This is a genomic window from Scytonema hofmannii PCC 7110 (assembly GCF_000346485.2).
Classification (GTDB): Bacteria; Cyanobacteriota; Cyanobacteriia; order Cyanobacteriales; family Nostocaceae; genus Scytonema; species Scytonema hofmannii.
On record NZ_KQ976354.1, the window covers coordinates 7,056,697 to 7,076,995 of the forward strand.

The window sequence follows — 20,299 nt, forward strand, 5'->3', positions numbered from 1 at the left end:
AAAAGTGGCTCTTGTTAAAAACCACTTGGAAAAAGTATGAAGGATAAAGGATGAAAACTTTTAATTTCATCCTTCATACTTCTTTATGCTGATTGAACAACAAATCATTATCAAGGAAGCGACTGCATCACAAGACTTTCTCATTGCCGACCATTTTTATAAAATGTGGTTGGATCTGGGGGTTCCGGATGATGAAATCGCTCCCGATTGGATGAGTCTTACCCTTGAGTTTGTAGAACAAGCCCGTCGGGATTTATCTTATAAAGCTTTTGTGGCAGAAGTTGAAGGTGCAGTTGTTGGTTCTGCCAGTTGTCAACTCTATAGCGGTCTCCACCCAAATATTATCAAGCAACAACACCGCAAATACGGATATATTTGGGGCATTTATGTTGAACCTTCATATCGCAGACAAGGAATTGCCAAGCGACTGACAAGTAAAGCGGTAACCTATTTGAAAGAGATTAGTTGTACGCAGGTACGTCTCAACGCCTCTCCATTAGGAAAACCAGTTTATGAGAGTCTTGGTTTTTCCAGCAGTAATGCCATGCAATTAGACTTGTAAATTCTTTAGAAAGGTGGGGGAATGTCCACTCTACTTCGTTTTCTTGCAATTGGAACACACATTTATGACGACATTAAACAACCAAAACGATAAGCCGGGTAAACAGTTGACTGTGACAAAACGCAATCAAATTAAGCGGGTACCTCAACGCGGACATTACGAATCTCAAGTAATCTATGAAATTTTAGATGAAGGGTTAGTTTGCCACGTAGGGTTTGTTGTAGATAACCAGCCCTATGTTATTCCAACTGCTTACGGTCGAGTTGGAGACGAACTGTATATCCATGGTTCTCCTGCAAGTCGCATGCTTCGTTCTTTAATTCATGGTATCGAAGTTTGTGTTACAGTGACTTTACTAGATGGGTTAGTTCTAGCACGATCTGCATTTCACCACTCTATGAATTACCGTTCTGTCGTCATATTTGGTACGGCGACTCTCGTACAAGATACACAACAGAAGTTAGAAGCATTAAAAGCTTTTACCGAGCATATTGTACCGAAACGATGGGCAGAGGTACGACAACCCAATCATCAGGAATTAGAGGGAACTTTAGTGCTTTCCTTGCCCATAACAGAAGCTTCTGCCAAGGTGCGAACAGGACCACCAAAAGATGATGAGGTGGATTATACTTTACCCGTTTGGGCTGGTGTTTTGCCTTTAAAACTAGTCACAGGAGATGCAGTTCCAGACTCACGTTTGGATACTGAAGTGTCTTTACCAAATTATGTGCAAAAATTACGAGATAGCTAGAGATGTAAACGCACTGTTTCTTAAATCGGTCACATAACGCCTGAGTAGAAGCTTCAATAATTGATAGAAATTGCGTATCACATAACTGATACGCAATTGACATATCTCGGTCAAGATAATTATAGATAGAATATGAGAGCAGGAATATGGTTAATGTCAGAAATAGTTCAGGAGGTAATAGATACTGACATTGTAGGTGTAATTAAGGTATTAGCTATTGATAGAGCCAAGAGCTTTTATTTAAGTATAGGTTTTCAAGAAAATCCTGATTACGAGCGTGAAATGGTTCTAACTCGTGAAGAAGCCAGATTATTTTTGTCAAGATATCAAATATATAAGGAAAATTCATCATGACTTATTCAGCTAACAACAGTTCTACACAAGAAGAAATTAATGCTTGGGTTGAGCAATTGCATGAACTTGAAAGCTCTGCGATGGCTGGGAAAATAATGTCAGACGAAGAATATAATGCTAGAATTCAATCGGTGATAGATGGTAGTTGTTTTCAAAAGTATTTAGATAAAATCTTACAACAAAAGGAAGAAACCCTTAAAAAACTAACTGCGTTGTCAGAAACAGAAAAAATGCTTAGAGAAAAAATTGCAGAAATTAAAAGCCAAAAAGGATGATGCCATCGCGGCCGATTGGTTGAATATTACCCTTGAGTTTGTAGAACCAGCCCGTCGAGATTTATCTTATAAAGCTTTTGTGGCGGAGGTTGAGGATGCAGTCCTTGTCTATAACAGAAGCTTCTGCTATAGGCAAGGATTGTTCTACCAAAAGATGATGAGGTGGATTATACTTTACCCGTTTGGGCTAGTGTTTTGCCTTTAAAACTAGTCACAGGAGATGCAGTTCCAGACTCACGTTTGGATACTGAAGTGTCTTTACCAAATTATGTGCAAAAATACACGAGATAACTACAAATGTGAAGAGACAATTGTTGTACAATAGTTAATAATGAATCACATCTTTTTTCTCTCATGCAAAGACGCAAAGGCGCAAATTACTCCCTTCCCACTACAAGATTACGATTTTCTTTTCCTTTTTCTTCTCTTTTCCTGACGGAGACCCTTCGCGAACGTGTTCTTTGCGTCGTTGTGGTTCATTTAAATAAGTAAACTTCGGGAGACAAAAGACTAAGAAAGCATTCTTTGTGGTCTAAATAAATAAAACTTGCTATCATATTTGATCGAGCTACTTCTTGTAGGATGGGCATCCTTGCCCGTCCTACAAGCTAGGTAGCCAAGGACGCCCCCTGCACACACTTATTTGAAGTAAAAAGTCAACAGATGAAAACAGGTGTTTATGCTCAACAACTAGAACTGTTTCAGTTATTGAACCATAATACTATTATCGTAACTCAATTTAAATTTACATTTGTAGATTTATTTGCAGGAATAGGTGGATTTAGAATTCCTCTGGAGGAATTAGGAGGAAAGTGCTTGGGTTATTCAGAAATTGATAAAGAAGCAATTAAGGTTTATCAAAAAAATTTTATAAAATCTTCTAATTTAGATGAAGTGAATTTAGGAGATATTACTCAGCTAGGTAAGCTTCCGTTTGAAATAGATGTCTTGGTTGGAGGCGTGCCATGTCAACCTTGGTCTATTGCTGGTAAACTACAAGGTTTGGACGATCCAAGAGGTAAGCTATGGGTTGATGTTTTTAGAGTCGTTAAATCCAATCAACCTAAAGCATTTATATTTGAGAATGTTAAAGGTTTGACAGAACCTAGAAATAGACCCAGTTTGAAATATATAATTGATAATCTGACAGAAGCTGGTTACGTTGTTAAGTATGAAGTCCTCAATTCTTATGATTTTGGTCTACCTCAAGATAGAGATAGAATTTTTCTAGTTGGTATAAGAAATGATTTAGATAACTGTTGGGGATTTTCGTTCCCTCAACCTACACATAAGCAACCCAAACTGTATGATGTTATTCCAGATATTCAACGTAGTAGTTTTATAAAGAAAAAATTTCTTCCAGAAATCTTATTTGATGGAAAGATCCCAGCTTCTAGAGGCAGATTTCAAAAAATAGATGAATTAAATGATTTTTTTGTATTTGCCGATATTAGAGATGGGCATACTACTATTCACTCTTGGGATTTGATAGAAACAACGGATAGAGAAAAATTTATTTGTCAAGTTATTCTGAGAAATAGAAGAAAGAAAATTTACGGGCATAAGGATGGGAATCCTTTAAGTTTTGAAGTTTTAGAAACGCTGATTCCTCATTTGAGAGTAGAAGAATTAGAACTATTAGTACATAAAAAAATTCTTCGGTTAGTTGAAGGTAAAGGTTATGAATTTGTGAATTCTAAAATTTCTTCAGGAATTAACAATATTTGTAAAATTTTCTTGCCTCATGCTGATGCTGTTTCTACTTTAACAGCGACTGGAACTAGAGATTATGTAGCAACAATATCTATAGAATGTCAAGAACCAGAAATATATAAACAGTTGTTTCTGCAAAAAATTTATAGGGGAAAAAAATATAAGCCTTTCACTGCACAAGATTACGCTAGATTACAAGGTTTTCCAGAATGGTTTGAATTGGCTAAGAATGAGGTGACTGCGAAGCATCAATTTGGCAATGCAGTTTCAATTCCTGTTGTTTATAATTTAATAACAGCTTTACTGAAAGTTATTTGATAATTTTTACTATGAATGCTATAAGCACTAAAACTCGTGAGATAATCAAAGGATATTTAGAAGGCTTTATCAAAGGTCTTATAGATGAGTATAAAGGGCGAGAAATTGTCAAGCCAGACAATGGAGCAGAGTATTTATCGCGATTGTCCTTGAATGGAGAATTGAAACCTTTTCAAGCATCTCTTGTTCCACCAGAATTAATTCGTATTAACCAATTTGAACGAGGGTTGAGTACTAGATTAGGAAGTTCTATTGAAGAATGTGCTCGTTTAATTGCTATTGAGCATCATCAAGATGTTCGTCGAGGGTACGATATTAGATCTGAAGTTAGTGTTGCAGCTTTTGCTGAAGCTGAACGCCAGAAGGAAAATTACGAATCTGCAGCAAATAGCCATCAATCTAAGCCGTCTTTTAAGCAGATGGTAACAGCAGTACTTAATGCTCGGCGTTCTGACGATTTAGAAACCAAGTGTGTTCGGACAGACCTTTATACTCTTGCAAAGGATGGGAGAGAATATTTTTTTGAGATTAAGGCTCCAAAGCCTAATAAAGGACAATGTTTAGAAGTCATACAACGTCTTTTGAGGTTTCACTTGCTACGTGGAGAAAAACGCCCTGACGTACAAGCTTATTATGCTATGCCATATAATCCTTACGGTTTTACAAAAGCTGACTACAGGTGGTCTTATGCTTTAAATTATATGCCATTTGAAGAAATTGTCGTTATTGGACACGAGTTTTGGAATATCATAGGTGGAGCAACTGCATACGAAGAATTGTTAGAAATATATTTGGAAGTAGGACGTGAGAAAAGTAAATATATGCTTGATGCTTTAGCTTTTGGATTTTAAACGTGAGACTCGTACTCATTCTTGATGTGAAACTTTTCCTATAAATTTCGCGATCGCTCATAAAAAAGTAGTTAAAATTTTTACTCTTTTACGCCCAAAGACTACTATTTAAATGAACTGCAAAGACGCAAAGGACACGTTCGCGAACGCGAGTGCGTGTGCTTTGCACATAGCGTCTCCGTGAGGAGAAGAGAAGAAAGAGAAAAAGAAGATGAATAATCTTGTAGCACTGAAGGGAGTAATCCAAAATCTAAAATCTACAATCCAAAATTGATAAACTTCCGGACTCCGTTCTTCAGTATTAGAAAGTGTATTTGGTTACTCTTTCTCTCGATACTACTTATGAATCACCCTGTCACAACATCATGGAACGAAGTCCGCGCTGCATTTCAAAAAATTTGGGGTTATGAGGACTTCCGCCCACCGCAGGGAGAAATTATTCAAAGTTTGTTGGCGAAAAAAGATGCACTGATTATCATGCCTACAGGTGGGGGGAAATCTATTTGTTTTCAGTTACCAGCATTATTACAAACTGGACTTACGCTGGTAATTTCCCCTCTAGTGGCGTTGATGGAAAATCAAGTACAGGAATTACAAGAACGGAATTTAGCAGCTGCTCTTTTACATGGTGAGTTACCAACGTTTCAACGACGCAAGACTTTGCAAGCTTTGGAAAAACAACAATTGAGACTGCTTTACCTGTCACCAGAAACTTTACTCAGTCCACCCGTATGGGATAGATTGTGTAAACCTGAACTTATGATTAATGCTCTCATTTTAGATGAGGCACATTGTTTGGTGCAGTGGGGAGACACTTTTAGACCTGCTTATCGAAGATTAGAAGCTGTCAGACCTGCACTTCTTAAATCTAAACCAGTGGGAACAACGATCGCGATCGCTGCTTTCACTGCGACTGCTGACCCCACAGCCAAAGCAACAATTCAACAAGTCTTACAATTACACGAACCAACAGTTTTTTGCATCAATCCTTACCGTCCCAATATTAACCCCTGTGTTCGCATAGCTTGGACGCCAAGAGGGAGAAAACAACAAATTTTAAAGTTCTTGAAGGATAAAACACAACAAAGTGGGTTAATTTATGTTCGGACAAGACGAGATAGTGAAGATTTAGCTGCATGGCTGCAACAGATGGGTTACTCTACCACTAGTTATCATGCAGGATTGGGAGCAGAAGAACGCCGCGCTGTAGAAGCAAAATGGCTGAGTGGAAAAATATCGTTTGTTATTTGTACGTCTGCTTTTGGTATGGGAATCAACAAGTCTGATGTGCGTTGGGTCATTCACTTTCACTCACCTTTACTGCTATCAGAGTACGTTCAAGAAATTGGACGTGCTGGAAGAGATGGCAAACCAGCCCAAGCGCTGACTTTGATAAGCGAACCTACGGGATGGTTAGATCCAGAAGACAAACAAAGGCAAAAGTTTTTTGAAAATAATTTGCGATCGCTACAAACTTCCGCTCTGCAACTCATGAAAAAACTACCTTCTACTGGTGAAGTGGCGACAGTCACACAACAATTTCCCGAAGCTGCGATCGCACTTTCTTTACTGCACAGTAGTGGTCAACTCCAGTGGCTTGACCCATTTCATTATAAAATTTTTCCCGGTACAAAAACTCCACCCGTCACCCAATTAGGTGCTACCAAGCAGATGAATCAGTATCTTCTAACAAGGCAATGCCGTTGGGGATTTTTATTGAACGCTTTTGGTTTTAATAAAGAATTAAACTGGCGTTGCGGACATTGTGATAATTGTTAGTAGTCATTAGCGCTCTTCCATCACTTTCGCGCTCATAAAATTTGAAACCCTATTTTTAGGTTAGTCCGCGCAGGCGGACTTTGTTTGTATAGTTGTGACTTCCAGTCGCCTCAATTATTCTCTATCTAGAGTCATAAAAGAGCGTTAGTCATTGGTCATTTGCTAAGGACTAGTGACCAAGGACAAATGAAATTATTAAAATTGCCTTAAGAAACGTAAGTCGCTAGCGTAGACGCGGCGAATATCATCGATTTGGTGGAGTACCATGGCAAAACGTTCTACACCAAAGCCCGCAGCAAAGCCAGTGTATACTTCCGGATCGTAGCCAACAGCTTTGAGTACGTTTGGATCGACCATTCCGCAGCCCATAACTTCCAACCAGCGACCATTCCATTGCAAATCAACTTCTGCAGAGGGTTCTGTGAAGGGAAAATAGCTGGCGCGGAAGCGAATTTGCACGTCACCAAACATTTCTTGTAAAAATACTTTTACAGTCCCTTTGAGGTCGGTAAAAGTTAACCCTTCATCCACTGCTAAAAGTTCTATCTGATGGAAAACTGCTGAGTGAGTCGCATCGACATTGTCTCTCCGGTAAACTCGTCCGGGGGCGATGACTCGAATGGGTGGTTCCTCGGTTTCCATATAGCGAATTTGTACTGACGAGGTATGAGTCCGCAGGAGATTTCCATCTGGTAGATAGAATGTGTCCTGCATATCGCGGGCGGGGTGATCGGGTGGAGTGTTGAGCGCTTCAAAGTTGTAGTAGTCTGTTTCCATCTCCGGACCGTTGGCTACCGTGTAACCCATACCGACAAAGATGTCCAATGCTCTATCGATTATCCCATTGAGCGGATGGACGCGACCTTGAGGACGGTAGATTCCTGGCATTGTCACATCCAAATTTTCAGCTTCTAGCTGTGCTTGGATTTGGGCTTTTTCTAAAGCTGCGTGTTGCTGGTCTATACTGGCTTGTAGGGCATCTTTTACAGTGTTTGCGATCGCCCCAATTTTTGGTCTTTCTTCTGCACTCAGTTGACCCATACTTCGCAACAGCGCCCCTAGCTGACCTTTTTTACCCAGGTAGCTGACTCTTAGTTCCTCAAGGCGTTCTAGTGTATTGGCGGCGGCGATCGCCTGTTCTCCTTCCTCTTGCAGTGCTAAGAGTTGAGCTTCTAAATTGTTAGTCATTTGTTATTTGTCATTGGTCATTGGTCATTGGTCATTGGTCATTTGTTATTTGCAAAGAACGAATGACGTTAGTATGGCATCCACGAGCTAAAGACAGCGGTCAAAGCCAAACTGTTGTTTTCCAGCACCCAGGACTAGACTATTATATGAGATTCTTGCTTAATCAGTGACCAGTGACCAGTGACCAGTGACCAGTGTACGGGCGTAACGCCTTGCGCCCCTACTAACTACTAACAACTAACCACTAACTATGAAATTACTAATTAGTAATGATGATGGTATTTCATCTCTAGGTATTCGTACTCTTGCCAACACCTTAGCAGAAGCAGGTCACGATGTGAGTGTAGTTTGTCCGGATCGGGAACGTTCGGCTACCGGACATGGGTTAACCCTACACCAGCCGATCCGTGCCGAAATTTTGGAATCTATCTTTCATCCAACTGTCAAGGCTTGGGCTTGCGATGGCACTCCTTCTGACTGTGTTAAGTTGGCTCTGTGGGCTTTGTTAGAATCACCTCCCGACTTAGTTCTTTCTGGTATTAATCATGGTGCCAATTTAGGGACTGAAATTCTCTACTCCGGTACTGTATCTGCGGCAATGGAAGGATTAATTGAGGGTATTCCCAGTATCGCCTTCAGTCTTGCTAGCCGCAATAGTAAGGATTTTCAACCCTCTGCTGACTTTGCCAAAATTTTAGTAGGGCAAATTGAGAAAAACCCCCTACCGGAGTTGATGTTACTGAATGTCAATATTCCCCCTGTCAAATGGGAAGAAATTGCCGGAGTGACTCTTACCCGTCAAGGCGTGCGGCGTTATGTCGATGTTTTTGATAAGCGAGTCGATCCGAGGGGGAAAACTTATTATTGGTTAACTGGTGAAGTTCTAGAGGACGTTGAACCACCGACTGGTTTAAATCTTTCTCAGAACATACCTATTGATGTGCGCGTTATCCGTGAAAACTACATCAGTATAACACCTTTACAATACAATCTTACTTATGCAAAGGGACTCAATGAATTATCTCAGTGGGAATTTAAGTTTCCGTAAAGTTTATAAAATGTACGGATAACTCCGTCTAGTTGGCGAAATGCAACTGGGCAAAATTTAGGTTATAAAGTGAGGAGTCGATTTTGAGGATAAACCATAAGATAAACCTTAGAAGATATGAAAATTCAGCTAAAAAGTTTTTCATTCCTAAAAACAAAAACAATGTGTTAGCAGGGTGTGCTGTCTTCCTAAGAAGCCCTTCTTTAGAAAAAGCCTTAAGACAGCATAAACTTAATGATTAAAGTAAAAATTCTTTGTATTGATCGCCCACTCAGTCCAGCAAGCAAAACTCATGTCTAGGATAGAGAATTTATTTTCCGTGTATTTTTGGGGCGTTCGCGGCAGTATCCCCTGTCCGGGACCTGATACCGTTCGTTATGGCGGTAATACCCCTTGCGTTGAGATGCAAGTGGGCGGCAAACGCTTAATTTTTGATGGAGGCACGGGTTTACATGTTTTAGGACAATCTTTGTTGTCCAAAATGCCGATAGAAGCACATATTTTCTTCACCCACTCCCACTGGGACCATATGCAGGGGTTTCCCTTCTTTAGCCCTGGGTTTATTATGGGAAACACCTTTCATATCTATGGTGCGATCGCTCCCGATGGTTCTACCATAGAACAGCGTCTGAATGACCAAATGCTGCATCCAAATTTTCCGGTACCGTTGCAAATCATGCAAGCAAATTTATCATTTCGTGATGTGATACCGGGACACGCAATACATATTAATGACATTACTGTGGAGACTTCCCCGCTCAATCATCCTGGTGAAGCTGTAGGATACAGGGTGAACTGGCGCGGAAGATCGGCTGTTTACGTGACTGATACCGAACACTTTCCTGACAGAATAGATGAAAATGTTCTTAAATTGGCTCGTGATGCTGATATCCTCATCTATGATTCTACTTATACTGATGAAGAATATCATTCTCTAACCAGACCTAAAATTGGTTGGGGTCACTCTACGTGGCAGGAAGCTGTGAAAGTAGCCCAAGCTGCTAATGTCAAAACTTTGGTCATCTATCACCACGACCCCTCTCATGATGATGAATTTCTAGATCGTGTCGGTCAAGAAGCAGCAGAGAAATATCCGGGGGCTGTGATGGCACGTGAAGGCATGGCACTTCAGGTTCCCGTACCCATTACATTATCAGAATCTTTTCGGTGTTAGGAAATTCTTTGTTTAGAAGTGCTCTAAGGGAGCAAAGGTGGATTTTGGATTAGATTGGTGATTAGAAGCTTATGCGCTTTCCGCGCACGCTTTGCCAACAGCCCTTCAGCAAAAAACGGTTAACCGCTCACTGCAAGCGGTTTGCCGATAGCCATCAGTCATCAGCCGAAAATTATAATTAAGCTGATATCTGATAGTTAGAGCGCTGATAGCTGAAACATTCCTAAAATCCCAGAATCGACGTGCTAAATCTGTCTCAAAATGGGTTTTCTGTGTGGGTTACTTCTTCGACCGAACTGGCTCTAACACCAACGTGTGTTGCACTAGGCAAATTTGACGGCGTACATCGCGGTCACCAACGGGTTATTCAACCCATATTGCCTGATGTCACGGCATCCTCACACGCCTACTCAACGGTTGTCACCTTTAATCCCCATCCTCAGGAATTTTTCACGGGTCTTGCCCGTACTTGGTTGACACCGTTGGATGAAAAAATTTTTCAGTTGCGATCGCTTGGGGTAGAACAATTAGTACTGCTACCCTTTGATAAGGAATTGTCCGCGTTAACTCCCGAACAGTTCGTAGAAAAAATTCTCATCCAACAATTACAAGCCAAACGGATTAGCGTCGGGCAAGATTTTTGTTTTGGCTCCAATCGTAGTGGGACTGCCAAGGATTTGCAAGTCCTTGCCGCCAAATTTGACATTCCCGTCACCATTGTTCCCATAGAAACTTGTGCATCTCCTGAAAGAGCAGACAACAGTGATGCTAGCGACTCTTCCATTCACCAGACTCGCATTAGCACTTCACTTATCCGTCAAGTCCTGCAAAATGGTGATATTCGTCAAGCAAATAAACTGTTGGGACGACCTTATACCCTGATAGGTGATGTCATCAAAGGTCAACAACTTGGTAGAACAATTGGTTTTCCCACTGCTAACCTACAGTTGCCAAAAGATAAATTTTTGCCAAGCTTTGGGGTTTACGCTGTTCGTGTTTCCACTCTCAGTGAGACACTGAACGCTCCAGAATATACTTACTTGGGCGTGATGAATATAGGTAACCGTCCAACAGTAAATGGTACGTATCAATCCGTAGAAGTCCATTTATTTGATTGGTCTGGCGATCTATACGGTAAAAAACTAGCAGTACAGCTAGAACAATTTTTGCGACCTGAGGAAAAATTTTCTTCCGTGGAAGCCCTAAAACAACAAATTCAACAAGACTGCATTGCTGCAAGAGCATTTTTGGGCGGTTAGTTGGGAATACTGTAATTGGTTATTGGTTAGTGGTTAGTGGTTAGTTGTTAATTGTGCCATTAACTACTAACTACTAACCACTAACTACTAACAGTTCCCTATATTTATATGAGACAACAAATTGACGCTTTAACACAAAACTTAGGACTAGCGATTGTTGGTAAAGCTGAGGCAATACGTTTAGTACTAGTTGCCCTGCTAGCAGGTGGTCATGCTTTATTAGAAGATGTACCAGGGGTAGGCAAAACCCTCCTCGCCAAATCTTTAGCTCGTTCCATTGATGGGAAATTTCAAAGGTTACAGTGTACTCCCGATTTACTTCCAACTGATATTACAGGGACTAATATCTGGAATCCAAAAAGCGGTGAATTTACTTTTCTTCCGGGTCCGGTATTTGCCAATGTCTTACTAGCAGACGAAATAAATCGTGCCACACCTCGCACCCAATCAGCTTTGTTAGAAGTGATGGAAGAACATCAGGTCACTGTAGATGGGGTTTCTCGTACCGTTCCCACGCCATTTTTCGTCATTGCAACTCAGAACCCAATTGAATATCAGGGTACTTTTCCCCTACCTGAGGCGCAGATGGATCGATTCATGTTGTCCCTGAGTCTCGGCTATCCTACTGAAGCAGAAGAACTTCAGATGTTGCAACGCCATCAAGGTAGAATCAATTTTGCCGATTTACAACCCTGTATTTCTTTAGCAGAAATTCAAGAATTACAACGAATCTGTTCAAAAGTCAAGGTAGATACTTCGCTACAACAGTATATTCTTGAATTAGTGCGAGCAACACGACACGATGAGGAAATCACACTTGGTGCCAGTCCTCGCGGTACTGTTGCCTTACAACGAGCAACTCAAGCCCTAGCTTTTCTATTGGGGAGAGACTATGCCATTCCCGATGATGTAAAATTTTTAGCACCTTATGTTCTTTGCCATCGTCTTATACCCAGTGGAGGACGCAGGGGAAAAACTGTGATGGAACGATTATTACGTTCTGTACCGATTCAGTGACCAGTGACCAGTGACCAGTGACCAATCCAAAATCCAAAATCCAAAATCCAAAATCCAAAATCCAAAATCCAATGTCAAAGATTGTCAAACGTCGATTCCGCAATCAAAAATTAAAGGGAAAGCCGCTTGGGTTCCTCTTAGTTATTCTGGCTTGGAGCTTGGCTATGGGTTGGCTTTTAGCAATGGCAACTCAAGCCCAAGGCGCACCTTCTACTACCTCTTCTCACTGGTCACCGATCACCGGTCACCGGTCACTGGTCACTGGTCACTGGTCACTGGTCACTGATTCTGAAATCGGCACTGTTGATGTCGTTCCCGCACAACAGCGACTTGGGCAAGAATTATATTTGGAAAATTGCGCGTCTTGTCATATTGCTTTACCTCCTGCTGTTTTACCCACCCAAACTTGGAGAAATTTGTTGGAGGACTCACAGCACTATGGAGTACAAATCAAACCATTAATCGATCCGCCACGTATCCTAGTTTGGAGGTATCTTTCCGCTTTCTCTCGTCCCCAATTGCTAGAAGACGAACAAATACCCTATCGCGTTGGGAGTTCCCGTTATTTCAGAGCTTTACATCCCAACGTTAAGCTACCAAAGCCCGTCCAAATTGGTAGTTGTGTGACCTGTCATCCATCCGCCTCAGACTTTAATTTTCGTCGCCTTACTCAGGAATGGGAGTAGGGAATGGGGAATAGGGAATGGGGAATAGGATAAAGATTTAATTCCCACTCCCCACTCCCCACTCCCCACTCCCCACTCCCCACTCCCCAAGGAGGGAAATCGCTACCTCTCCTCAGTTGGGCTTTGGTGCTCCAACTCTGAGCAAAATGATACTATTGAGTCAGTTTACATTTAAGATAAAAATTCAATCCAATCATTGAGAAATCTGATTGGCTGTTAATAATGCTGTTTTTGAGCAAGTTTTCACGACTAACCCATCTCAAACTAAGGCTGGGTTTGGTTAAGTGTTTATAATTAATCCCATTCCTTTAATCTCCGTCCCCCTTAATTCTGTTCAATAATCTGCCATGCTAAAAACTTTGTTGGGCGACCCCAACGCTCGTAAACTTAAAAAATACCAACCTTACATTACAGACATTAACGTTTTGGAGGAAGACATAAAAGCCCTTTCGGATGACGAGTTAAAGGGCAAGACAGCAGAGTTTAAACAGCGTCTTGGCAAAGGCGAAACTCTTGATGACATCTTACCAGAAGCGTTTGCTGTGGTTCGGGAAGCAGGACACAGAGTGTTAGGGCTGCGTCACTTTGATGTTCAAATGTTAGGCGGTATTATTCTCCACTCAGGGCAAATTGCCGAGATGAAGACTGGAGAGGGAAAAACCCTAGTTGCAACATTACCGAGTTATTTAAATGCTCTTACGGCTAAAGGCGTTCATGTGATCACGGTGAACGATTACCTGGCTCGTCGTGACGCGGAATGGATGGGACAGGTACATCGTTTCTTGGGATTGAGCGTAGGGCTGATTCAGCAAACCATGACGCCAACGGAACGTAAGAAAAATTACGATTGCGATATCACTTATGTTACCAACAGTGAAGTGGGTTTTGACTACCTGCGGGACAACATGGCGACATCTATGGCGGATGTGGTACAACGCCCATTTAACTACTGTGTCATTGACGAGGTAGATTCAATCTTAGTTGATGAAGCGCGGACACCGCTTATTATCTCAGGACAAGTCGAAAGACCAACGGAAAAATATCTTAAGGCAGCCGAAATAGCTCTAGCATTGCAAAAAGACGAGCATTATGAAGTAGACGAAAAAGCTCGTAACGTGCTGTTATCGGATGAAGGTTTTGCACAAGCAGAACGGCTTTTGGAAGTTAAAGATTTATTTAACCCAGAAGATCCTTGGGCGCACTTCATTTTTAACGCTATTAAGGCAAAAGAACTTTTCCTGAAGGATGTCACATATATTGTCCGTAACGGCGAAGTTGTGATTGTCGATGAATTTACAGGTCGGGTTCTTCCAGGACGCCGTTGGAGTGATGGACTCCACCAAGCCATTGAAGCTAAAGAACGGGTAGAAATTCAGCCAGAAACTCAAACTCTAGCGACAATTACTTATCAAAATATGTTTTTGCTGTATCCCAAGCTATCTGGTATGACGGGGACGGCAAAGACGGAAGAAGCGGAGTTTGAGAAAATTTACAAACTCGAAGTTGCGGTTATTCCTACCAATAGAACAAGAAAACGTCAAGATTTACCGGATATGGTCTTTAAGACTGAAGCAGGTAAATGGAAGGCGATCGCACAAGAATGTGCCGAAATGCACGTGCTTGGTAGACCGGTTCTAGTGGGAACTACGAGTGTAGAAAAATCAGAACATCTCCGACAACTGTTGAGAGAAATGGAAATTCCCCACGAATTGCTGAACGCTAGACCGGAAAACGTGGAGCGTGAAGCAGAAATTGTTGCACAAGCAGGGCGTAAAGGTGCTGTAACTATTGCGACGAACATGGCGGGTAGGGGTACTGACATTATTCTTGGTGGTAACGCTGAGTATATGGCGCGTCTAAAGATGCGGGAGTACTTCATGCCTCGCGTTGTCAGACCAGACGATGAAGATGCTTTTGGTATCCATAGGGCTGCTGGCTTACCTCCGGCGGGAACAGGTGGCGGTCAAGGTTTTGTACCTGGTAAAAAGGTGAAAACTTGGAAGGCTTCACCGCAGGTATTCCCAACTCAGCTAACAAAAGAAGCAGAAAAGTTGCTGAAAGATGCAGTAGATTTTGCAGTGCGGGAGTATGGGGAACGCAGTTTATCAGAGTTGGAAGCTGAAGACAAAGTTGCTGTAGCCGCAGAAAAAGCACCAACTGACGATCTTGTTATTCGACAATTACGAGAAGCTTACAACCGAGTTAAGCACGAGTACGAAGAGTTCACCAAAAACGAACACGATGAAGTCGTACAACAGGGTGGTTTACACGTCATCGGTACAGAACGTCACGAATCGCGACGGATTGACAATCAGTTGCGGGGACGTGCGGGACGCCAAGGTGACCCCGGTTCGACAAGATTCTTCCTCAGTTTAGAGGATAACTTACTGCGGATTTTTGGTGGCGATCGCGTCTCACGTTTGATGACAGCGTTTAACGTAGACGAAGATATGCCTATTGAATCCGGAATGCTGACCCGTAGTTTGGAAGGTGCTCAGAAAAAAGTTGAAACCTACTACTACGACATCCGGAAGCAAGTCTTTGAGTACGACGAAGTGATGAACAACCAGCGTCGTGCAATTTATGCGGAACGCCGTCGGGTTTTGGAAGGACAAGACCTAAAAGAACAGGTGATTAAGTACGCTGAAAAAACGATGGATGACATCACCGACTACTACATCAACCCCGATTTACCTTCAGAAGAGTGGGAATTGGATAAGTTGGTTGAAAAAGTCAAAGAATTTGTTTATCTGCTAGCAGATTTACAGTCAAGTCAGCTAGAAGATATGTCAATGACGGAGATTAAAGAGTTCTTGCACGAGCAAGTGAGGATTGCTTACGACCTTAAGGAAGCTCAAATCGACCAAATTCAGCCCGGATTGATGCGCCAAGCGGAACGGTTCTTTATTTTGCAAAGGATCGATACTTTGTGGCGCGAACACTTGCAGCAAATGGACGCTTTACGTGAGTCTGTGGGATTGCGAGGTTACGGTCAGAAAGATCCGTTGATTGAGTACAAGAGCGAAGGATACGAGTTGTTCTTGGATATGATGGTTAACATCCGCCGAGATGTAGTTTATTCCTTGTTCATGTTCCAACCACAGCCGCAGCCAATGATGCAAACATCTTCTGAGATGGTTTAGGTATTATAAAGGTGTCCAGATCCCCGATTTCTTGAAGAAGTCGGGGATCTGAGCGGGTCAGAAGCAGAATAGCTGTGTATCCTAAAACACATCTAACCGTTACATCCGTTTGTTATCCGTTGCCAAAGTTATCGCTACACTAAAAACGGTGAATACCTTTAGGAATGTAATGAGTTACCTCGAAACAGCGGCGCAGTTCTACAGTGAAGTTGCTCAAGAACCAGAAGTTGGGCTTTGTTGCGTACAGAGTACACCCCTACAACTACCAGGATTAAAAATTCCCTGCAAAATGCAGGAAATGAACTATGGTTGTGGCACTACCGTTCATCCCACCGAACTTGGCAATAATCAACCAACCGTGCTTTATATTGGAGTAGGTGGAGGCGTAGAAGCTTTGCAATTTGCCTACTTTTCGCGCCGTCCCAGTGCTGTTATTGCCGTCGATCCAGTTTTACCAATGCGGGAAGCAGCAGCACGGAATTTGGAAATTGCCGCTCAAGAAAACTCCTGGTTTGACACCAGCTTTGTAGAAATCAAAGAAGGCGATGCCTTTAACTTACCCATGGACGATAGTTCAGTCGATATCGTCGCGCAGAATTGTCTTTTCAATATTTTTGAACCAGAAGATTTAACTTGTGCTTTGCAAGAAGCATACCGGGTGTTGAAACCGGGCGGTAGATTGCAGATGAGCGATCCTATTGCGGCTCGTCCCATTCCACAACACTTGCAAAAAGATGAGCGCTTGCGAGCAATGTGTTTATCAGGCGCACTCACCTATGAAGAGTACATTCAACGCATTATCGATGTTGGCTTTGGCCAAGTAGAAATTCGCGCCCGACGTCCCTACCGATTGCTAAATTCTGATACTTATAACTTAACAGAGAATCTTCTTTTAGAAAGTTTAGATTCTGTGGCTTTCAAAGTTTCTATTCCTGAAGATGGGGCTTGTGTTTTTACAGGTAAAACAGCAATCTATGCTGGGTCTGAACCATTTTTTGATGATGGAGCAGGTCATCTTCTTCAACAAGGAATACCCGCAGTAGTTTGTGATAAAACTGCTGCAAAATTGGCTAAATTCATGCCAGATAAAATCATGATTACTGATTCAAATTGGCACTATAGCGGCGGTGGTTGTTGTTGAAGAAGGCAGAAAGCTTTCTCAATCCAAAATCCAAAATCCAAAATCCAAAATCGTATTAGATGATACAAACAACCGTAACACCTTTCAAACAGAAACTGACTTCACCTTTAGTAAAAAAAGAAATTTCTGTTTTGCAAATTAATTTGGGAAAGCGCTGCAATTTAGCCTGCAACCATTGCCATGTGGAAGCAGGGCCAAAACGTACAGAAGAACTTTCTCCAGAAATTTGCGAACAGTTAATTGAATTGATTCAGAGATTTCCTCAGATCCAGATTGTTGATTTAACTGGTGGCGCACCAGAAATGAATTATGGATTTAAGCCACTGGTAGAAGCCGCAAGAGCAAATGGTAAGCAAGTCATTGTTCGGTCTAACTTGACCATTTATTTTGAAGATGGGTTTAGTGACTTGCCAGAATACTTTGCTCAACACAAAGTTCGAGTTGTTGCTTCTTTACCTTGCTACCTAGAAGACAACGTAGAGAAAATGCGTGGTGTGGGTGTATATAATGCTTCAATTAAAGGACTTCAGTGGCTGAATCAACTTGGTTATGGAAAAGAACCAGACCTGATTTTGGATTTGGTGTTTAATCCTCAAATGCCTACAGGTGAAAAGTTTTCCCTAACTCCAGATCAAGTGAAACTGGAAAGAAGTTACAAAGAGTTTTTACAAGAACACTTTGAGATTGTTTTTAACAATCTGTTCACCATCACCAATCTACCTGTTGGGAGAACAAAACTCTATTTGGAACGGCAAAAACTCCATACTCCTTATCTACAGTTTCTAGAATCAAATTTCAATTCTGGTACAGTGGAACATCTGATGTGCCGAGATGAGCTTTCCATCGATTATCTTGGTAATGTGTATGATTGTGACTTCCATCAAATGATGAATTTGCCAGCCAAAAATCGTGATGGGGAGAACCTGACAGTTGCTAAATTGCTAGAAATTGGTAGTTTGGATGCGATCGCCGAAGTCCAAACTGCTATTTATTGCTATGGGTGTACGGCTGGTTGCGGTTCCAGTTGTGGTGGGGCTTTGGTGTAAAGACTTTCAGTCGGGAACCACATATGACAAATTTATCCGTTACCAAAATTGTTACGAGCGATCTGTTAATGCTGGTATGAGCTTATCATGATGTTTAGTTAAGTCTCCTCACACCATACTTAAACCGTGGGCTAATGTCAGCTATCACGGTTTTTTATTTTTAACAGTGACCAGTAATCAGTGACCAGCGATCCTTTAAAGTAAGTTCTGTAAATACCGAAAAAAAATTTCGTTACCAAAATTGTTACAAGCGTGTTTCTACGGTAAGTAGCGACTATCATGATCAATAGTTAAGCTCCTCACACTACACCAAAAACCGTGAAACATTGTGTTTCGCGGTTTTTACTTAGGAGATTTATCCCGTAAATTTTCAAAAGTATCATTATTAATGCTTTCTAAATCTACCCTTTGTCTGAAGTTTTGTAAAGCTGACCAAAAATCATTAATCTAGTAGTTGTCGTCAAGTACTTTGGCATAGAAAAAGAATGTATATTGAAGTGTACATTTAATATAGCGTTGTCGCGATCGCTAGTTTCCTCTTCCTTGGCATCGGAACAACTTACTACCTCTATACTCATCTTCCATCTGCGTCCATCTGCGTTCATCTGCGGTTCAAATCAAAATAACCAAGCACCCCCACTGCAGTAAATTAACAATAACCAAATTTACCCAGGAGGATACATGAAAGCAGTCCTAATGACAGCAGCCGGAAACCCCGAAGTTTTGCAACTGCAAGAAGTGCCAAACCCAAGCTTTCCTCTAGGCGAAACAGAACTTCTTATACGCCTACAAGCAGCTGGCGTCAACCCCATAGACACAAAACTTCGCAAAAGAGGCACATTCTACCCAGATAAAATGCCAGCCATTTTAGGCTGTGATGGTGCGGGTGTCGTCGAAGCAGTAGGCGCTGCTGTTCAACGCTTTCGGATCGGCGATGAAGTCTTCTTCTGTAACGGTGGATTGGGCGCACACCAAGGCAACTACGCAGAATACACAACAGTTGACGAACGATTTACAGCCCGCAAACCAACTTCTGTATCCTTCGTAGAAGCCGCCGCCGCACCCCTAGTCCTCATCACCGCCTGGGAAGCACTATACGAAAGGGGACGCTTAGAACCAGGAGAACGAGTATTAATTCATGCAGGTGCAGGTGGAGTCGGTCATGTAGCAGTTCAACTGGCCAAACTCAAAGGCGCTAATGTTTGCACAACTGTTGGTTGTCAAGAAAAAGCCGAATTCGTCAGAAAACTAGGTGCTGACCAAGCAATCTTATATAAGCAAACAGACTTTGTACAAGCAGCTTTAGATTGGACGGGTGGAGAAGGAGTCGATTTAGCCTTTGACACTGTTGGTGGAGAAACACTTCATAAAACTTTCCCAGCCGTGCGCGTATATGGTGATTTAGTGACAATTTTAGAACCGGATGCCAATACGGTGTGGAAAGCAGCAAGGCAACGCAATCTTCGCATTGGGTTAGAACTCATGCTGACACCTATGCTTCAAGGTATTGTGGAAGCACAGCAGCATCAGGCAGAAATTTTAGAACAGTGTGCTAAGTGGATGGATGGGGGCAAGTTAAAAATTCAGGTGAGCAAGACGTTTCCTTTGCAAGAAGCAGCAAAAGCTCATCAATTGCTTGAAACTGGTTCAATGACAGGTAAAATTGTCCTACTGGTTGGAGAGAAGTAGTACGAAAAGTCAGGTCATATCTTGCAGTTTATAAAAGGGGTCTTGCAGTTTATAAAAGGGGTCTTGCAGTTTATAAAAGGGGTCTTGCAGTTTATAAAAGGGGGACGGGCAGGATGCCCGTACCACAAGAAGTTTATTCAATTTGTGGGGTGGGCGTCTCGCCTGCCTTTGAAGTACCACAAGAAGTTTATTCAATTTGTGGGGTGGGCGTCTCGCCTGCCTTTGAAACTAGTGCATCTAAACTTACTAACTTGTATCTGGGAACTTCTAAATAAAAAATATCCCAGATGTGACAATATATTTTT

The 20,299-nt window shown here is 41.9% G+C and carries 18 protein-coding genes; 16 read left to right on the forward strand and 2 right to left on the reverse strand.

Translation table 11 applies throughout. The annotated features are described in order from the left end of the window. The first annotated feature begins 85 nt into the window (after nucleotides 1–85). The 7 genes from WA1_RS29455 (at nucleotide 86) to WA1_RS29490 (ending at nucleotide 6,603) form a co-directional block, all read left to right on the forward strand. Nucleotides 86–562, forward strand: coding sequence for a GNAT family N-acetyltransferase (locus WA1_RS29455; RefSeq protein WP_017740740.1), 477 nt, complete (start codon nucleotides 86–88; stop codon nucleotides 560–562). Nucleotides 563–626: 64 nt separating this feature from the next. Then, nucleotides 627–1,313, forward strand: a complete 687-nt coding sequence (locus WA1_RS29460) for a pyridoxamine 5'-phosphate oxidase family protein (protein ID WP_017740739.1) — start codon at nucleotides 627–629, stop codon at nucleotides 1,311–1,313. A 153-nt stretch (nucleotides 1,314–1,466) separates the two neighbouring features. Then, complete coding sequence (locus WA1_RS29465) at nucleotides 1,467–1,667, forward strand: hypothetical protein (RefSeq protein ID WP_017740738.1); 201 nt, start codon at nucleotides 1,467–1,469, stop codon at nucleotides 1,665–1,667. Next, nucleotides 1,664–1,942 carry a hypothetical protein gene (locus tag WA1_RS29470; protein ID WP_017740737.1) on the forward strand — a complete coding sequence of 93 codons (279 nt, stop codon included), beginning with the start codon at nucleotides 1,664–1,666 and terminating at the stop codon, nucleotides 1,940–1,942. The genes WA1_RS29465 and WA1_RS29470 overlap by 4 nt, the downstream gene beginning before the upstream one ends. Before the next feature lie 663 nt (nucleotides 1,943–2,605). Continuing rightward, nucleotides 2,606–3,973 carry a DNA cytosine methyltransferase gene (locus WA1_RS29480; protein ID WP_017740735.1) on the forward strand — a complete coding sequence of 456 codons (1,368 nt, stop codon included), beginning with the start codon at nucleotides 2,606–2,608 and terminating at the stop codon, nucleotides 3,971–3,973. Between the two features lie 11 nt (nucleotides 3,974–3,984). Then, a complete protein-coding gene (locus WA1_RS53430) occupies nucleotides 3,985–4,824 on the forward strand; it encodes a TdeIII family type II restriction endonuclease (RefSeq protein WP_017740734.1) in 840 nt (279 codons plus the stop codon). A gap of 342 nt (nucleotides 4,825–5,166) precedes the next feature. Next, the gene (locus WA1_RS29490; protein ID WP_017740733.1) at nucleotides 5,167–6,603 is read left to right on the forward strand and encodes a RecQ family ATP-dependent DNA helicase; all 1,437 of its coding nucleotides are present in this window, start codon (nucleotides 5,167–5,169) and stop codon (nucleotides 6,601–6,603) included. A gap of 195 nt (nucleotides 6,604–6,798) precedes the next feature. Here the strand turns inward: WA1_RS29490 and pheS are convergent, their stop codons facing one another. Continuing rightward, nucleotides 6,799–7,791 carry a phenylalanine--tRNA ligase subunit alpha gene (pheS, locus tag WA1_RS29495; RefSeq protein WP_017740732.1) on the reverse strand — a complete coding sequence of 331 codons (993 nt, stop codon included), beginning with the start codon at nucleotides 7,789–7,791 and terminating at the stop codon, nucleotides 6,799–6,801. A 250-nt stretch (nucleotides 7,792–8,041) separates the two neighbouring features. Here pheS and surE point away from each other — a divergent pair, with 250 nt between their 5' ends. From surE to arsS, 8 genes are all read left to right on the forward strand, one after another. Further along, complete coding sequence (surE, locus tag WA1_RS29500) at nucleotides 8,042–8,839, forward strand: 5'/3'-nucleotidase SurE (RefSeq protein ID WP_017740731.1); 798 nt, start codon at nucleotides 8,042–8,044, stop codon at nucleotides 8,837–8,839. A 292-nt stretch (nucleotides 8,840–9,131) separates the two neighbouring features. After that, the gene (locus WA1_RS29505; protein WP_017740730.1) at nucleotides 9,132–10,013 is read left to right on the forward strand and encodes an MBL fold metallo-hydrolase; all 882 of its coding nucleotides are present in this window, start codon (nucleotides 9,132–9,134) and stop codon (nucleotides 10,011–10,013) included. 242 nt (nucleotides 10,014–10,255) lie between these two features. Beyond that, on the forward strand, nucleotides 10,256–11,272 hold the full coding sequence (locus WA1_RS29510; RefSeq protein WP_017740729.1) for a bifunctional riboflavin kinase/FAD synthetase: 1,017 nt from the start codon (nucleotides 10,256–10,258) through the stop codon (nucleotides 11,270–11,272). 108 nt (nucleotides 11,273–11,380) lie between these two features. After that, complete coding sequence (locus tag WA1_RS29515) at nucleotides 11,381–12,289, forward strand: AAA family ATPase (RefSeq protein ID WP_017740728.1); 909 nt, start codon at nucleotides 11,381–11,383, stop codon at nucleotides 12,287–12,289. A gap of 71 nt (nucleotides 12,290–12,360) precedes the next feature. Further along, on the forward strand, nucleotides 12,361–12,975 hold the full coding sequence (locus WA1_RS29520) for a diheme cytochrome c (protein ID WP_026134389.1): 615 nt from the start codon (nucleotides 12,361–12,363) through the stop codon (nucleotides 12,973–12,975). 347 nt (nucleotides 12,976–13,322) lie between these two features. Then, on the forward strand, nucleotides 13,323–16,118 hold the full coding sequence (gene secA, locus WA1_RS29525; protein WP_017740726.1) for a preprotein translocase subunit SecA: 2,796 nt from the start codon (nucleotides 13,323–13,325) through the stop codon (nucleotides 16,116–16,118). Between the two features lie 169 nt (nucleotides 16,119–16,287). Continuing rightward, nucleotides 16,288–17,259 carry an arsenosugar biosynthesis arsenite methyltransferase ArsM gene (gene arsM / locus WA1_RS29530; RefSeq protein WP_017740725.1) on the forward strand — a complete coding sequence of 324 codons (972 nt, stop codon included), beginning with the start codon at nucleotides 16,288–16,290 and terminating at the stop codon, nucleotides 17,257–17,259. 59 nt (nucleotides 17,260–17,318) lie between these two features. Then, nucleotides 17,319–18,305, forward strand: a complete 987-nt coding sequence (gene arsS, locus WA1_RS29535; RefSeq protein WP_017740724.1) for an arsenosugar biosynthesis radical SAM (seleno)protein ArsS — start codon at nucleotides 17,319–17,321, stop codon at nucleotides 18,303–18,305. Nucleotides 18,306–18,706: 401 nt separating this feature from the next. On the opposite strand, the gene WA1_RS57380 is transcribed toward arsS, so the two are convergent. Continuing rightward, a complete protein-coding gene (locus WA1_RS57380; RefSeq protein ID WP_017740723.1) occupies nucleotides 18,707–18,910 on the reverse strand; it encodes a hypothetical protein in 204 nt (67 codons plus the stop codon). 76 nt (nucleotides 18,911–18,986) lie between these two features. Here WA1_RS57380 and WA1_RS29545 point away from each other — a divergent pair, with 76 nt between their 5' ends. After that, nucleotides 18,987–19,994, forward strand: coding sequence for a zinc-dependent alcohol dehydrogenase family protein (locus WA1_RS29545; RefSeq protein WP_017740722.1), 1,008 nt, complete (start codon nucleotides 18,987–18,989; stop codon nucleotides 19,992–19,994). Nucleotides 19,995–20,299: the final 305 nt, after the last annotated feature.